Below are 15,204 nucleotides of genomic sequence, written 5' to 3' on the forward strand. Positions count from 1 at the left end.
CCTGGGGAGGAATGATGGGGCGACCGTCGGGGTGGGACGTTGTCGATCAGGGTGATGATCCGGTCAAGGGGGATCCGTCGACGTTGCGGATGATGTCGCGGGAGTACGAGCGCATCTCCGACGCGGCCGATGACGCCTCGACGCGGTTGCAGTCGGTGAAGGGGTCTGGGTGGCTGACCGACTGGGAGGGTGAGGCCGCTGATGTGTTCGTCGACGCGATCGAGGACACCCCGTCGGACTTGACCAAGCTCGTCGATTCGTACGAGCTCGCCGCGACGGCGTTGTCGGGGTGGGCTGACACGGTCGATGACACCCAGTACCGGGCCGATGGTGCGTTGGCGGATGCGAAGGACGCCACCGGGGACCTCGCCGCGGCGCAGGACCGGTTGGCGGATGCGCAGTCGACGTTGTCGCACTACGAGTCGACGTTGAAGGACCTGTCGAAGGTCGCGGACGAGTACCCGGCAGGTTCCGACGTGCCGGACGGGGTGAATGTTCCCTCGCTGGCGCAGTTGCGGGCAGCGTCCGACAACGCGTCCGTCGCGCAGGGGTCCGTGTCGTCCGCGCAGGGCGACATCGCGGCGGCGCAGTCGCGGATCGACGCGGCGAAGCGGCTCGTGGCGGATGCGAAGGGTGACTGGCAGGACGCGGAGCAGCGGACCGCGACGAAGATCGGCGAAGCTGCGGACGCGGGGCTGGGGAAGCAGTCCACGTGGGACAAGATCTTCGGGTCCGAGGCGTGGGAGACCATCGTGTCGGTGGCGAAGGTCGTCGTGGCGGTGGGTGGGATCATCGCGATGATCATCCCGGGGCCGTGGACGTTGATCATCGCGGCGATCGCGCTCGTGGTGTTGGCGGACACGTTGTACAAGATGAGCAAGGGCGAAGCCGACGGGTGGGACCTCGCGTTCTCCCTGCTCGACTGCGTCCCCGCAGCCGGCGCACTGGGGCGGTTGGCGAGTTTGGGCAAGTACGCGAGAGGCATGGGTGGGATCTCTCGCGCAGGCGGCCGGGTCCTCGCCGCGGGAAGATCGGTCATCGGGAAGGCCAAGTCTGCCGTTCCGTTCGGGCGTCGGGTCGAACTGCCCCTCGACGTCAGGGTCAACCCGAACGGGCGGACCCTGGCACGGACCGCGACCAAGGACGAGAAGGCTGCCTTCGGAGAGCAGCAGATGCACGACCTCTACGCTCGCTCCGGCTTCGACCGGATCGACACGAAGGGCAGCACCAGTGCCAACGGGCTCGACGGTGTCTACTTCAACAAGAAGACCGGCGAGTACGAGATCGGCGAGGCGAAGTTCTCGAAGCACGATGATGCTGCTCCGAACAGCCTGTTGAAGAACACGAAACTGAGCGGGCGTCAGCTGAGTGATCAGTGGATCGACTCTCCAGCAGGGCGGGATGCCTTGACTCGTTTGGAACGAGCCGTGGACGAGCGCCACTTCGACGCGGTCCAGAAGCTGCTCGACGAGGGGAAGCTCCCCCGAAGTGTCGTCGTCGTCGGACATGATGGAGGTTCAACACGATTCATGGTCGATACGGGTGGAAAGGTGATCCCCTGATGCCGCTTTTCCGGCGCAAGACTGCCCTCCGGCAGCGGGCCGCCGAGTTCGATGCGCGATACTGGCAGAGCGCCATCGAGGTGACCTCGACCAATTGGGAAGGACGCAAGGCTGCCGCGCAGCGAGCAACCGATCCCACGAAGCGCTTGAGCGCCGTTCGTGGCGAGTGGCACATGGGCCTCCGCTACCTGGCCGCGCAGTACTCCGCGGGCGTCGGCCTGGACGTCATCGGAGATGTCGCTGAATCGGTGGCGGATGCGTACTGCACGTGGGTCGACCTAGCGTCCTCCGACCAGAAGCCGTCGCCCAGCCTCGGCGACGGAAACGAGTACTACATCAGTGTGCTGCGGCTTCTCGGCATCACGATGGGCTGTGGCCGGACGACTCATGCGCGGACGGTCCTCGAGACGGTGGTTCGGCAGGGGGCGGACCCGCTGTTCTCGGCGCTTGCGTCTGCGACCGGACTTCAGCACTCCTGGGATCAGAACAAGCATTCGACGCCGAGGTTCGCGCGGCCCCTGCTCACGGCGCTCGAGCAGCCAGTCGAAGCCAGCCATGCCATCGAGACGTATCTCGCAGACTGGCCATCACGGATGAAACCGATGGATTGGATGGGGTCGCTGGAAGCAGTCGCCCCGGGCGACAGCTACGGTGCGGGATTCGTCGGGTATTGGGCGCTGGAACTGCCGGCGATCGCGAAAGCGACCGACATGCACCTCGTTGAGATGAAATCGCCCTTCCTGCCGCTCGATCTCCTGTAAGAGGAGGGACCCTCCGGACCACATCTGAAATGGCCTACCAGACGGCTCGACGCCGGTGGCGTCATCGCTAGATGCCGCCGTTCACCGACGCGTCACTGACCGTGTGCTGCGCTTTGCTCTGGCGTGCGGTGGGTTGCTCGAGGCCGGACAGTGCGACAGCGCAGAATGACGTGCCTGCCCCAGCTACACGAGTGGAAGTGGAACTCCTCTGGTGAGGGGGCTCGTGGCGTTGTCTTTGGGACCAGGGCGGGTACCGATCCAGTCGGCCAGCATGATCGGAATGGCGTTGCGTTTCTCGACGGACAGTCAGGAACGTTTGCCAAGTTGGAGAACTTCGATCAACTCTTCCTACTCAAGACACGGTGATTTTGCATGCGAACTCTGAAGGATGCTCAGGACGAATTTGCGAAGGGAGTGCGCGCTGACGAAGACCTTATTTGGGATAGGGGATGGATCGAGACCGACGATTGGTGGATCGTTCTGTACAACAGCCGAGAGTATTACGAGACACAAAACCCATTGGTCAGCCTAGCTGGGAATGCCCCCTTTGTTGTACCAAAAGACGGCATTGCCTGTTTTGCTCTTCAAACGAACACATCGGTTGAATCACAAATAGAGGAACGGGGTCAGCGGGTCATCAGTCGGTCTCGATGAAGCCAGTTCGGCTCGAGTGTAGAAGAACGAGGTGACGGTCGAGGGTCGTACCCGTAGCCTTTCTAGCTGGAACTCTTTGCGATTGCTCCGGATTCCGTTGACCGCTGGTCGGGTAGCAGGGCAAGGCGGGAACTGATCAAGCGCCAATCTGAATTGATCCGACGATCTGCCAAGTCTCACACTGATTTTCCGGTGCAGGGGCCGAGTACACGAACCGCATCAATCGTTGACGGCAAAAGAGGTTGAATGCTTCACGAGGCGTGGCCACGCCGAGCCCAGAACGCTGGGGGCGCTGAGGGTCGGATAAAGTCGCAAGGCGCGAATTGGTTGAAAGCGAATCCAGATGGGTCTCACGACCCCCGAAGCTCACCGGAGGACCACAGTGAGGGAACATCGACTAACAACCGTCGAGGAACGGCAAGTCGAGGCGCGCTTGATTGCGCCCGAGGGATTTCAGTACCCCGAGCGCTTCCAACGCGCCCTTGCACAAGACCCGCTTCCCGACATTGATCCCTTCATGTGGACGTCTGAGTACGAGAACCAGACAAAGAACTGGGTTGACATCGTTGGCGAGCAGTATCCGGCCCGTTCCCTCGTACCCTTCGCAAAGCACCAGGACACTGACGATGTGTTCTGCTTTGACGGTGGCGACCATTCGGGCGACCCTCCCGTGCTGATCATCCATACGTTTGCTTCGCCTGGGACGGAGTACCGGGGGCAGTGGACGTCCTTCGACGTCTGGTGGGAGGAGATGGAGGAGTATCGAGCAGCGTGGCTCGCGGAGCAGGAAGAGGACTGAGACATGCCTCGTAGGGACACGTCGATCAGCAAGGCGATGTCGCACGCGTTGCGGCACGAACCGGGTGCGTACGGGCTGGAACTCGGTGCCGACGGGAGCGTCCCGCTCGCAGATCTTGCCGACGCTTTGGAGCGGTCGGGCATTCAGGCATCGTTGGAAGATCTGCGCCGAGTGGTCGCCGAGTCCGATAAGCAGCGCTTCGCCGTCGAAGGCGACCGGATCCGTGCTCAGTACGGGCACTCGACGGACGAGCGCATCGTGAAGCCGTCGATCGTTCCGCAGCCGGTGCTCTGGCACGCAACTTCCCCCGCTGCGGCTGAGTCGATCCTGCGCGACGGGCTCTTGCCGATGGGGCGCCAGTACGCGCATCTGACGACCGATCGCGAGCTGGCGATACAGGCGGGGCGGCGCAAGTCCACCGCTCCCGTCCTGTTGCGAATCGATGCAGCTCGAGCGCACCTGGAGGGCGTGGAGTTCTCGGAGGGCCACGACCGGGTGACCCTCGCCTTGCTCGTTCCCGCGCGGTACATCTCGGCGGAATGACGCGCCTGACTCAGCCGCGCGAGTAGCGGGGCTCCTGCATTGCTGGGGCGATGCGCTCGAGACGGTCACCCGTCGAACGGATCGATCTCTCAGTCTCCCCCGAGTGCGAGGGGGGCGACAGCAGTCTCGTCTCATCAGACGTGAGACTGCTCGGAAGAATCGCAGATCCGACCAGCTGGGCTTGCAGTCGGCTGGCGTGGACGTCCTGGATAGCATCATCCGATGAGCACGGCGATGGACAGTTCTGCGTTCTGGGATGCGATCGTCGCGGACGATCCGCAGGCGATCACGAGGATCGCGTCGGAAGGCTTCGAAGTGTCCTCAGCATCACGCGCCAATGCCGACGCCCTCACGCCCCTCCACTTCGCGGCTCAGACCGGTGCGGTGCATGCGATGCGAGCACTCCTGGACCTCGGGGTGGAGGTGGACTCGCCGGACCATTGGGGGACGACGCCGCTGCAGCTCGCAGTGACGAACTCAGGCGACGGCGGACTTGATCCGGTCGCCGTCTTGCTCGACGTCGGCGCTGATCCGTGCCATGTCAACGACCTTGGTGCGACCCCACTGAGCTATGCCCGAATCTTGGGGGACGCACCCGCCGGGCTCATCACCATGCTGCAGCAGGATCGGGTGTTCGAGGATGATGAGGCGGGCGTATCGGTCGTGTTCGAGGCCGCTACGCATGGGTCCCTCATCGACATCCAGTCAGCAATTCGTGCCGATGCGGCTCTGCTCAACTCTGCCGTGGCTGGAGAGACTCCGCTCCGACTGCTCGTGCGACGTTCTCTCCCCGTGCGACCGAATCGATCGAACCCACATCCGGTCTCCGTGGACGACGCGGTGGCTGGCGCCAGTGCAATGCTGAGTGCTGGAGCGAAGGCCAGATTGGTCGGTGCAGACGGCTTCACCGCTCAAGGGCTGGCACGAGCGTTCCTGGCGCCGAAGCCGTTGATCAAGGTGCTCGATCGTGCGGCTAAGCTCGAGCGGAGGCAGACGGCGTGAATGATCTAGAGGCATTCAATTGACTGAAGTACGGCTCGACGAGAGCGTGGATCGCGTCGGCGCTCGATATGTGCCCAGAAACTTTCCCCCCGCACTGGCTGACGCACGTTGGCGCGGTGCTTCTTTCAATGCCGGGGGTGATTGATGTTCAGATTCGGTAGAGCCGAGAACTCGAGGACGATCGAAGAACCCGTGATCGAGCACGGATACCTCTACATGCAGAAGTGGAATCACTTCACCCGAACACCGGATCCGAGAGGATTCCTGAGCGAGCAAGACTGTCGCGGGCGTTGGCGCCAGCATCAGGATGACCAGATGGACTGGTTCACTGTGGTCCCCGCCGAACCGAGCGTCGGCACCTTCGTCAGGCGGGACGATGGCGGCTTTGCAATCGATCCCTCATCTGCTGTGCCGTCCTGGACCATGGAGGTCACGCCTCGGGGCGGTATTGCCGTTGACGGGCCAGCTTTCCAAGTGTTCGTTTGGGACGCAAACAATCGCAACGTGACCCTTGGCACGTATTCGAACCGGTGGGGCGGACAGCTGTTCCTCAGCGAAGTGATCTACAAGATCTTCCCCGAACCTGATGACTTCAGGCCGAAGGAGCGTGCACTGGCCAACAAGCCCCTGTTCTCCAATCAATTGCACCTGTCTCCGAACGGTGAGGGGCAGCGCACGCGGATCGACCACTCCAAACAGACAAAAGACTTGGAGCAGTTCCACGGAGTCGACGTCGAGCCGAACTGGGCGAACACGCCGGATTTTGGTGATTGGGAAGCGTTGTCGAAGAAGGTCCTCGAGGGTAACCCCCTCATCTGATTGATCAGCTGACCAGGCAGAATGACCGATGGCCTTCTCGTCGCGAAAGAACACGTGTGGGACCGCAACGCCGAGGCCGTCCGCGCGCTCCCCGGGTCCTCCGACTCATGAGCCGCCGCCCCGACGGTGATCCTGTCGCGTTCAGGAGACCGACGCGTCGTCCTCGTCCGCCCACAGCGGGTCGCTGACCGTCCGGGGCAGTGGCGCTCCCGGCGACGCAGGCCACGGCAACCGCGTGACTGGCCAGTTCGAGGCGAAGAGCTCGCGCCGCCCGGCATCGAACTCCTGCACCGTCTTGAGCTCGTCGTAGACCAGGGCGTACGCGGCCCGCAGGTTGTCGAAGTAGTCTTCCCACGAGTCGAACAGGGTGAAGGCGGCATCGGAGACCAGGTCGATCGACGACCAGGCATCGTCCTCGCTCAGGAGCCCGGCGGCGTACGCACCTCTGACGGCGGTGACCGCGTTCTTGACGTCCATCGACCAGAGCAGTTTCGGCGGGCGGTCCGCTCGGCGTTCGAGCAGGCTCGACCCTGCCCACGGGTCGGTGCCGAGCAGTGAGGACAGCCGGGTGAGCCGGGTCTCACCCTCGGCGGATCGGCTCAACGCGAGGAACTGCCACGACACGCTCTTCGGGCCGAGCAGGTCGACGGCGAAGGCCTGTGCGTCCCGCCCGCTTGCGATCTTGTAGGTCTCGTCGAGTTCGCGGCGCAGGAACGTCAGCGGGGGCAGGGGTATGGTCACGAAGGGCGACGGCGTGGTGTCCTGCAGGTACTCGCCGCCGAGCTCCACCCGCGAACCGTACGGGGCGAGCGACGCCGGCCACCATCCGTCGTGGAAGTCGCCGAACGAGGCGAGGGCCAGCTGCTGCAGTCGGCGGACGGGCAGCTCGCGGGCACCGGTGCGCTCCCGGTACCGCCGCTGTTCCCGCACCGGCAGCCCGATGTCACGGAGCGAGGTGATGAAGGTCAGCACGAACCACACGACGACGGCGATCAGGAAGCAGCGCCACACCGCCTGGATGCCGTACCCGAAGTGCGCCCGGACGTCGTACGGACCGGCTGTGGCGGCGACGAGGGCGACGAAGAACGCGACGATCGCGATCGCCATGATGATCCACGCTGCGGCGCGGTCCCGTCGTCGCCCGGTCTGCTTCCGCGCCTTGGCGACCATCGCCCGGTGCCGCCAGCGTGGACGGACCGGGAACTCGCGGTCGCCGGGATGGTTCTGCAGTGCTTCCCCCATGACGATCGATCGTAGCGAGCGGCTCAGTCCTCGTCGACGGCGCCGACGAGCTCCGGCGCCGTGAGCAGCCGTGGCTCGTCCTCGATCGACGACGGGTCGGCGATGACCTTCGACTCGTCGAGCAGCGACAGCCGACGGGCGCTCGGCAGCACCTGGCGCTCGAGGGACCCGACGAACCGGTTGTAGTCGACGACGGAGCCCCGGATCGAGCGGCCGAGCTTGTCGACGTGCCCGGCCATCGTGGACAGCCGGCCGTAGAGCTCGCGGGAGACCTTGAAGAGCTCGTGGGCCTCTTGCGAGACGACGTCCTGCTGCCACGAGAACGCCACGGTCTTGAGCACGGACCACAGGGTCACGGGTGAAGCGAGCGCGATGCGCTTGCGGAAGGCGTGGTCGAGCAGGCCGGGGTCGGCGGCGAGGGCGCTCGAGATGAGCGACTCGGACGGGATGAAGGCGACGGTGAGCTCGGGGGAGGCGTCGTACCCGGTCCAGTATTCCCGTGCGGCGAGGGCGTCGACGTGCGCTCGGAGCGCCTTGACGTGCTGTCCGATGAGGGCGTCGCGCCGAGCCCCCTCGGCGCCGGTGGCGGTCGCCGGGATCTCGGCGGCCTGCAGGTAGGCGCTGAACGGCACCTTGGCGTCGACGGCGATGGTCTTGCCGCCGGGCAGGTGCACGACCATGTCGGGCCGGGCGGTGCCGGCCGAGGTGGTGACCGAGGACTGCACGTCGAAGTCGACCCGTTCGAGCAACCCGGCGGCCTCGACCACGTTGCGCAGCTGCGTCTCGCCCCACACGCCGCGGGTGCTGTTCGACGACAGGGCGCTGGCCAGGGTGTCGGCCGTGGCGCGCAGGCGTTCCTCTGACTCTGCGGCCGACCGGAGCTGCGCCGAGAGCGCGCCGTACTGCTCGCTCCGCGACTGCTCGAGCTCGGCGATCTTCGTGCGCATCACGTCGAGCGTCTGCGCCACGGGGCTGAGCGCGGAGAGCACCTTGGACTCGTTCTGGTTCCGTGCCGCGTCGACGCCGTGCATGCGCTGCACCAGGTGCTCGAGCTCGGCGGAGCGCCGTTCGAGCGAGTCGACCTGGCGGCGGTACTGCGTGTCCTGGGCGTCGAGGCGTTCCTCGGCGTCGCGGCGGGCACCCTCGAGCTGGCCGCGGAGCGCCTCAGCCGTCGCACGGGACGACGCGGCGTCGATGCCCGCGCGCGACCGCGCGAGCGACCAGGCGACGACCGCACCGACGGCGATGCCGATCACGAGACCGATGACCAGGGCGAGGATCTGCATGTCGTGACCTTGGCAGGACCCACCGACAGCGGGCCTCCCGGCACACCGACCCGGCCACGCGCCCGGCGGGACCAGCCCCGAAAACCATGTCATGACATTAGGGCAAACACGGTGTACAGTCGTGAACGTCCGCCGATGAAGCCGCACGGAAGGTCCACCACGTCGCATGACGAACCCCGCTCCCCACGCCTACGACGTGATCACGATGGGACGCGTCAGCGTCGACATCTACCCGCAGCAGACCGGCCCGCTCGAAGACGTCACGACGTTCTCGAAGTCCGTCGGCGGCAGCGCGACCAACGTCGCCATCGCCGCAGCGCGCCACGGTGCCGACGCCGCGGTCATCACCCGCACCGGCAACGACCCCTTCGGCCGGTACATCGCCCGCACCCTGCCGGAGTTCGGCGTCGCGAACGCCTTCGTCGAGACGGTCGAGGGGCTGAACACCCCCGTCGCGTTCTGCGAGATCTTCCCGCCGGACGACTTCCCGCTGTACTTCTACCGTGCCCCGAAGGCGCCGGACCTGATGATCACGGCGAAGTCCCTGCCGCTGCACGAGATCGAGCGGGCGAAGATCTTCTGGACCACGGTGACCGGCCTGAGCGAAGAGCCGAGTCGGCAGGCACACCACGTCGCGTACGAAGCGCGCACAGCCGCGCAGAACAGCACGAAGAACCACACCGTCCTGGACCTGGACTACCGCTCGATGTTCTGGTCGAGCCCCGAGGCCGCGACGCGCGAGGTCGCCGTCGCCCTCGAACACGCCACGGTCGCCGTCGGCAACCGTGAGGAGTGCGAGGTCGCCGTCGGTGAGACCGATCCGGTCCGTGCCGCCGACGCCCTGCTCGAGCGCGGCGTCGAGATCGCCATCGTCAAGCAGGGCCCCAAGGGCGTGCTGGCGAAGACCCGCGACGAGTTCGTCGAGTTCCGCCCGCACCACATCGACGTCGTCAACGGGCTCGGCTCCGGTGACGGCTTCGGCGGCGCGCTGACCCACGGCCTGCTGCAGGGCTGGGGCCTCGAACGGATCCTCGCCTTCTGCAACGCCGCCGGCGCCATCGTCGCGACCCGGTTCGAGTGCTCGACGGCGATGCCCACGAGCGACGAGATCGAGTCGTTCATCGCCAGCAACCCCGCCGACGGCACGAACCACACGAGCACGGGTGCGACCAACACCGAGGAGAAGACCCATGCCTGAGATCAGCCCCGCTGACTTCCAGCGCCTCCGGGACATCCGCGCCGGACAGCCCGAACTGGTGCAGTCCGTGCTCGACGCTCGGCACAAGCGCTCCCTGCTCGCCGACGACGGCAAGCTCTTCATCGTCGCCGCCGACCACCCGGCACGCGGCGCCCTGGCGGTCCGGAACGACGAGTCCGCCATGGCCGACCGCTACGACCTGCTCGAGCGGCTCGTCACGGCGCTCGGTCGCCCCGGGGTCGACGGGGTGCTCGGGACGCCCGACATCCTCGAGGACCTGGCACTGCTCGGCGCCCTCGACGGCAAGGTCGTCGTCGGGTCGATGAACCGCGGCGGGCTGCGCGGCGCGACGTTCGAGATGGACGACCGCTACACGGCGTACTCGGCGCAGGCCATCAAGGACTCCGGGCTCGACTTCGCCAAGCTCCTGGTGCGCATCGCGCTCGAGGACGCGGGCACGGCCCCGACGCTCGAGGCCACGGCCCGTGCGGTCAGCGAAGCCGCCGCACTCCAGCTGCCGATCATGCTCGAACCGTTCATGTCCTCGTGGCAGGACGGCCGGGTCGTGAACGACCTGACCGCCGACGCCGTCATCACCTCGATGGCGATCGCCGCGGGCCTGGGGGAGTCCAGCGCCTACAGCTGGCTCAAGATCCCGGTCGTCGACGACATGGAGCGGGTGATGGCGGCGACGACGCTGCCGACGCTCCTGCTCGGTGGCGACCCGTCGAGCAAGCCGCTCGAGACGTACGCCAAGTGGGCTGATGCCCTCGCGCTCCCCGGCGTGCGCGGCCTGGTCGTCGGCCGGACCCTGCTCTACCCGCCGGATGGCGACGTCGCCACCGCGGTCGACGTGGCCGCCGGCCTCGTCCACACCGGGAGCGCCGGCACCGCGAACGCCGGCACCACGCACGAACAAGCCACCACACTCGAAGGAAGCAACGCATGACCACCACGGAGACCGCCACCACCACCGTCGGCCACTGGATCGGCGGCAAGCACGTCGAGTCCGCGTCGGGCAACAGCGCCCCCGTGTACGACCCGGCCCTGGGCGTCGCGACGAAGCAGGTCGCTCTGGCGAACGAAGACGAGATCCAGGCCGCCATCGCGAGCGCCAAGGCGGCGTTCCCGGCGTGGAGCAACCTGTCGCTCACCAAGCGCCAGCAGATCCTGTTCTCGTTCCGCGAGATCCTGAACCGCGACAAGGGCGAGCTCGCCGAGATCATCACGAGCGAGCACGGCAAGGTCATCGACGACGCCCTGGGTGAGATCGCCCGTGGGCAGGAGGTCGTGGAGCTCGCGACGAACATCCCGAGCCTGCTCAAGGGCGAGTTCTCCGACCAGGTCTCGACCGGCATCGACGTGTACTCGATCCGGCAGCCGCTCGGCGTCGTGGGCATCATCAGCCCCTTCAACTTCCCGGCGATGGTGCCGCTGTGGTTCCTGCCGATCGCGATCGCCGCGGGCAACACGGTCGTGCTGAAGCCGTCCGAGAAGGACCCGAGCGCCGCCATCTGGCTCGCCGAGAAGTTCTCCGAGGCCGGTCTCCCCGACGGTGTCTTCAACGTCCTCAACGGCGACAAGCTGAGCGTCGACGGCCTGCTCACGAGCCCCGACGTCGAGTCGATCTCGTTCGTCGGTTCGACGCCGATCGCGCAGTACGTCTACGAGACCGGCACGAAGCACGGCAAGCGCGTGCAGGCCCTGGGCGGCGCGAAGAACCACATGCTGGTGCTGCCGGACGCCGACCTCGACCTGGTCGCGGACAACGCCATCAACGCGGGCTTCGGCTCCGCCGGTGAGCGCTGCATGGCGATCTCGGTCGTCGTCGCCGTCGAGCCGGTGGCCGACGAGCTCATCCAGAAGATCAAGGACCGCGCGGCCACCCTGCGCATCGGCGACGGTCGTCGCGGATGCGACATGGGCCCGCTCGTCACGAAGCAGCACCGTGACAAGGTCGCCTCGTACATCGAGGTCGCAGAGCAGGACGGTGCGGTGGTTGTGGTGGACGGCCGCACCGTCCGACCCGACGGCGACGAGAACGGCTTCTGGCTGGGCCCGACGCTGATCGACCAGGTCCCCACCACGAGCCGCGTCTACACCGAGGAGATCTTCGGCCCGGTGCTGAGCGTCGTCCGCGTCGCCACCTACGAAGAGGGCCTCGAGCTCATCAACTCGGGTGCGTACGGCAACGGGACCGCCATCTTCACCAACGACGGCGGCGCTGCCCGTCGCTTCCAGCGCGACGTGCAGGTCGGCATGATCGGCATCAACGTCCCGATCCCCGTGCCGGTCGCGTACTTCTCGTTCGGCGGCTGGAAGAACTCGCTGTTCGGTGACCACAAGGCGTACGGTGCCGACGGCGTGAGCTTCTTCACCCGCCAGAAGGCGATCACGAGCCGCTGGCTCGACCCGTCGCACGGCGGCATCAACCTCGGCTTCCCGTCGAACAACTGAGCCGCAGCATGGCAAACGAACAGCACGAGCACGACCAGTGGTTCATCCCGAAGGGGAGCCGGCCGGAGGCCGGCTGGACCGACGTCGTCGACGGCCGCATCGCAGGATGGGCGCACACCGGGCTCCGGACCGGCACCCTGACGGACGGTGACCCGACCGGTACGCGCGAGTTGCGCCTCCCGGCCGACGCCGTGGAGCGCATCGTCGTGCCGCTCGCCGGGTCGTTCCACGTGACCTACGCGGGCGCCGCCGGTGACGGCGAGCAGGCCCTGCAGGGGCGCGCGAACGTCTTCGAGGGCCCCACCGACGTCCTGTACCTCGGATCGGGCACCGCGGCGACGATCACCGGCGCAGGCCGGTTCGCGGTCGCCGAGGCGCCCACCGACACCGTCAAGCCGACCACGTACGTGGCCCGGCAGGACGTGCCGGTGGAGCTCCGCGGTGCCGGGCAGTCGAGCCGCCAGGTGCACAACTTCGGCACCCCGGCGGCCCTCGACGCGGACAAGTTCATCGTGTGCGAGGTGATCACGCCGGCCGGCAACTGGTCGTCGTACCCGCCGCACAAGCACGACACGAACGTGCCGGGCGAGGAGTCGAACCTCGAGGAGATCTACTACTACGAGTCCGCGGTCGCACGCGGACTTTCCGCTCCGGCCACCGCCGACCCGTTCGCACTGCACCGCACGTACGCCTCGGACGACCGTCCGATCGACGAGTTCCGCGAAGTGCGCACCGGCGACGTCGCGCTGGTGCCGCACGGCTGGCACGGTCCCGCCGTCGCCGCCCCCGGCTACGACATGTACTACCTCAACGTGATGGCCGGGCCCGACCCGGAGCGCGTCTGGAACATCACCGACGACCCGGCCCACGGCTGGGTCCGCCAGGCCTGGGCGAGCGAGCAGCTCGACCCGCGCCTGCCCTACGAAAGGAAGCACGCGTGACCACCAACACGCGCCGGATGACCGTCGGCCAGGCGCTCGTCGAGTTCCTGGCGAACCAGTGGACCGTCGACGGCGACGTCCGCGAACGCACCATCCCGGGGATCTTCGGCATCTTCGGGCACGGCAACGTCGCCGGCGTCGGACAGGCCATCAAGCAGCTCCACGTCGAACAGCCCGGCCTGCTGCCGTACCACCAGGCGCGCAACGAGCAGGCGATGGTGCACGAGGCCGTCGGCTTCGCCCGCATGCACCGCCGCCGTGCGACCTTCGCCGCGACGGCGTCGGTCGGCCCCGGTGCCGCGAACATGCTCACCGCTGCTGCGCTCGCGACGACGAACCGGCTGCCCGCACTGCTGCTGCCGTCGGACACGTTCGCGACGCGGACCACCGACCCGGTGCTCCAGCAGATCGAGCTGCCGCACGACACCTCGATCCAGGTGACGGATGCGTTCCGTCCGCTGTCGCGCTACTTCGACCGCGTCGAGCGCCCCGAGCAGCTGTTCTCGATCGCCCTCGCAGCGATGCGCGTGCTCACCGACCCGGCCGAGACCGGTGCCGTGACGATCGCCCTGCCCGAGGACGTGCAGGCCGAGGAGTTCGACGTCCCCGTCGCGTTCCTGCAGCCGCGCGAGTGGCACATCCGTCGGCCGCTGCCCGAGCACGGGCCGCTGGCGCGTGCGGTCGCCGCGATCCGGGGCGCGCAGCGTCCGGTGATCGTCGCGGGCGGTGGCGTGCTGTACTCCGGCGCGGAGCGCGAGCTCGCCGCCTTCGTCGAGGCCACCGGCATCCCGGTCGGTACCTCGCAGGCCGGCGGCGGCTCGCTCGTCTGGGACCACCCGCAGTACCTGGGTGGCATCGGCGCGACCGGCACGGCCGCCGCGAACGCGGTCGCCGCGCAGGCGGACGTCGTGATCGGGATCGGCACGCGCTACAGCGACTTCACGACCGCGTCGCGGACCGCGTTCCAGAACCCGGACGTCACGTTCGTGAACGTCAACGTGGCCGCGTTCGACGCGTACAAGCACGGTTCGCAGCTGCCGCTGATCGCGGATGCCCGGGAGGCCCTGGTCGCGTTGACCGCCGCGCTCGCGTCGTCCGGGTCGTCACCCGCAGAGCCCGCGTTCGTCGTCGACGCCGCCTACGCTGCGGAGATCGCGTCGCTGAAGGCAGCGTGGGACGCAGCAGTCGACGGCGCCTTCGCGCCGTCCGGCGCCGACCTGCCCGGTCAGCCGGAGATCATCGGCGCCGTGCAGTCGGTGTCCGACCCGCGCGACGTCGTCATCCAGGCGGCCGGCTCGCTGCCCGGTGACCTGCACAAGCTCTGGCGCGTGCGGGACGCCCTCGGCTACCACGTCGAGTACGCGTTCTCGTGCATGGGCTACGAGATCGCCGGCGGCATCGGCGTCCGCCGTGGCGCCCCGGACCGCGACGCGATCGTCATGGTCGGCGACGGCAGCTACCTCATGCTGCACACCGAGCTCGTCACCGCCGTGGCCGAGGGCATCAAGATCATCGTGGTACTCATCCAGAACCACGGGTACGCGTCGATCGGGCACCTGTCCGAGACCGTCGGGTCCGAGCGCTACGGCACGAAGTACCGCTACCTGGACGAGACGCAGTCGTTCGACAACGGCGACCCGCTGCCCGTCGACCTCGCGGCGAACGCGCGGTCGTACGGCGTCGACGTGATCGAGGTCCAGCCCGGCCCGGACAGCATCGAGGACCTCAAGGCCGCGGTGCGTCAGGCGAAGGCGAACGACCACACCACCCTCGTGCACATCAACTCGGACCCGCTGGTCTACGCCCCCGAGGGCGACGGCTGGTGGGACGTGCCGGTCGCGCAGACCTCGACGCTGTCGAGCACGCAGACCGCCCGCGCCGAGTACGAGCAGCAGGTCGCCGCCCAGCGCCCGCTGCTCGGCTGAGCACCACCGTCCACC

General features: G+C 67.3%; 13 protein-coding genes. 11 read left to right on the forward strand and 2 right to left on the reverse strand.

Features of this window, described 5'->3' with window-relative positions; all coding sequences use genetic code 11:
• Window positions 1-14 precede the first annotated feature (14 nt).
• From EDF31_RS04155 to EDF31_RS04185, 6 genes are all read left to right on the forward strand, one after another.
• Entirely contained in the window at window positions 15-1,562 is a 1,548-nt protein-coding gene (locus EDF31_RS04155) for a putative T7SS-secreted protein (protein ID WP_347812750.1), read from the forward strand.
• On the forward strand, window positions 1,562-2,323 hold the full coding sequence (locus EDF31_RS04160; protein ID WP_123294158.1) for a PoNe immunity protein domain-containing protein: 762 nt from the start codon (window positions 1,562-1,564) through the stop codon (window positions 2,321-2,323). Before EDF31_RS04155 ends, EDF31_RS04160 begins: the two co-directional genes overlap by 1 nt.
• Window positions 2,324-3,320: 997 nt before the next feature.
• Entirely contained in the window at window positions 3,321-3,776 is a 456-nt protein-coding gene (locus EDF31_RS04170) for an SMI1/KNR4 family protein (RefSeq protein WP_131845300.1), read from the forward strand.
• Between the two features lie 3 nt (window positions 3,777-3,779).
• Complete coding sequence (locus EDF31_RS04175) at window positions 3,780-4,319, forward strand: RNA 2'-phosphotransferase (RefSeq protein ID WP_123294155.1); 540 nt, start codon at window positions 3,780-3,782, stop codon at window positions 4,317-4,319.
• Between the two features lie 222 nt (window positions 4,320-4,541).
• The gene (locus tag EDF31_RS04180) at window positions 4,542-5,321 is read left to right on the forward strand and encodes an ankyrin repeat domain-containing protein (RefSeq protein WP_131845301.1); all 780 of its coding nucleotides are present in this window, start codon (window positions 4,542-4,544) and stop codon (window positions 5,319-5,321) included.
• Window positions 5,322-5,513: 192 nt separating this feature from the next.
• Window positions 5,514-6,140 (forward strand): hypothetical protein, encoded by a 627-nt coding sequence (locus tag EDF31_RS04185; protein WP_123294153.1) that lies wholly within the window; start codon window positions 5,514-5,516, stop codon window positions 6,138-6,140.
• Window positions 6,141-6,281: 141 nt separating this feature from the next.
• On the opposite strand, the gene EDF31_RS19855 is transcribed toward EDF31_RS04185, so the two are convergent.
• Both EDF31_RS19855 and rmuC read right to left on the reverse strand, forming a co-directional pair.
• Complete coding sequence (locus tag EDF31_RS19855) at window positions 6,282-7,382, reverse strand: DUF1266 domain-containing protein (RefSeq protein ID WP_165901321.1); 1,101 nt, start codon at window positions 7,380-7,382, stop codon at window positions 6,282-6,284.
• Window positions 7,383-7,405: 23 nt separating this feature from the next.
• On the reverse strand, window positions 7,406-8,668 hold the full coding sequence (gene rmuC, locus EDF31_RS04200) for a DNA recombination protein RmuC (RefSeq protein WP_131845303.1): 1,263 nt from the start codon (window positions 8,666-8,668) through the stop codon (window positions 7,406-7,408).
• Window positions 8,669-8,834: 166 nt separating this feature from the next.
• Between rmuC and iolC the strand changes: the two genes are divergently transcribed.
• From iolC to iolD, 5 genes are read left to right on the forward strand one after another with little or no spacing between them, the layout of a single operon-like run.
• Window positions 8,835-9,866 carry a 5-dehydro-2-deoxygluconokinase gene (gene iolC / locus EDF31_RS04205; RefSeq protein ID WP_123294149.1) on the forward strand — a complete coding sequence of 344 codons (1,032 nt, stop codon included), beginning with the start codon at window positions 8,835-8,837 and terminating at the stop codon, window positions 9,864-9,866.
• Window positions 9,859-10,815: a deoxyribose-phosphate aldolase gene (locus EDF31_RS04210; RefSeq protein ID WP_207896055.1), complete on the forward strand. Its 957-nt coding sequence runs from the start codon at window positions 9,859-9,861 to the stop codon at window positions 10,813-10,815. Before iolC ends, EDF31_RS04210 begins: the two co-directional genes overlap by 8 nt.
• On the forward strand, window positions 10,812-12,323 hold the full coding sequence (locus EDF31_RS04215) for a CoA-acylating methylmalonate-semialdehyde dehydrogenase (protein ID WP_173169470.1): 1,512 nt from the start codon (window positions 10,812-10,814) through the stop codon (window positions 12,321-12,323). The genes EDF31_RS04210 and EDF31_RS04215 overlap by 4 nt, the downstream gene beginning before the upstream one ends.
• Before the next feature lie 8 nt (window positions 12,324-12,331).
• Window positions 12,332-13,264 (forward strand): 5-deoxy-glucuronate isomerase, encoded by a 933-nt coding sequence (gene iolB / locus EDF31_RS04220; protein WP_131845304.1) that lies wholly within the window; start codon window positions 12,332-12,334, stop codon window positions 13,262-13,264.
• Between the two features lie 17 nt (window positions 13,265-13,281).
• Window positions 13,282-15,189 (forward strand): 3D-(3,5/4)-trihydroxycyclohexane-1,2-dione acylhydrolase (decyclizing), encoded by a 1,908-nt coding sequence (gene iolD, locus EDF31_RS04225; protein ID WP_131845538.1) that lies wholly within the window; start codon window positions 13,282-13,284, stop codon window positions 15,187-15,189.
• Window positions 15,190-15,204: the final 15 nt, after the last annotated feature.

It is taken from the genome of Curtobacterium sp. PhB142, from assembly GCF_004341255.1.
GTDB lineage: Bacteria > Actinomycetota > Actinomycetes > Actinomycetales > Microbacteriaceae > Curtobacterium.

What these genes read in the sequence shown, in the direction of transcription:
- rmuC (WP_131845303.1), bottom strand. Translation starts at nt 8,668, where the DNA reads ATGCAGATCCTCGCCCTGGTCATCGGTCTCGTGATCGGCATCGCCGTC.
- EDF31_RS04160 (WP_123294158.1), top strand. Translation starts at nt 1,562, where the DNA reads ATGCCGCTTTTCCGGCGCAAGACTGCCCTCCGGCAGCGGGCCGCCGAG.
- EDF31_RS04155 (WP_347812750.1), top strand. Translation starts at nt 15, where the DNA reads ATGGGGCGACCGTCGGGGTGGGACGTTGTCGATCAGGGTGATGATCCG.
- iolC (WP_123294149.1), top strand. Translation starts at nt 8,835, where the DNA reads ATGACGAACCCCGCTCCCCACGCCTACGACGTGATCACGATGGGACGC.
- EDF31_RS04180 (WP_131845301.1), top strand. Translation starts at nt 4,542, where the DNA reads ATGAGCACGGCGATGGACAGTTCTGCGTTCTGGGATGCGATCGTCGCG.
- EDF31_RS19855 (WP_165901321.1), bottom strand. Translation starts at nt 7,382, where the DNA reads ATGGGGGAAGCACTGCAGAACCATCCCGGCGACCGCGAGTTCCCGGTC.
- EDF31_RS04215 (WP_173169470.1), top strand. Translation starts at nt 10,812, where the DNA reads ATGACCACCACGGAGACCGCCACCACCACCGTCGGCCACTGGATCGGC.
- iolB (WP_131845304.1), top strand. Translation starts at nt 12,332, where the DNA reads ATGGCAAACGAACAGCACGAGCACGACCAGTGGTTCATCCCGAAGGGG.
- EDF31_RS04170 (WP_131845300.1), top strand. Translation starts at nt 3,321, where the DNA reads ATGGGTCTCACGACCCCCGAAGCTCACCGGAGGACCACAGTGAGGGAA.
- iolD (WP_131845538.1), top strand. Translation starts at nt 13,282, where the DNA reads ATGACCGTCGGCCAGGCGCTCGTCGAGTTCCTGGCGAACCAGTGGACC.
- EDF31_RS04210 (WP_207896055.1), top strand. Translation starts at nt 9,859, where the DNA reads ATGCCTGAGATCAGCCCCGCTGACTTCCAGCGCCTCCGGGACATCCGC.
- EDF31_RS04175 (WP_123294155.1), top strand. Translation starts at nt 3,780, where the DNA reads ATGCCTCGTAGGGACACGTCGATCAGCAAGGCGATGTCGCACGCGTTG.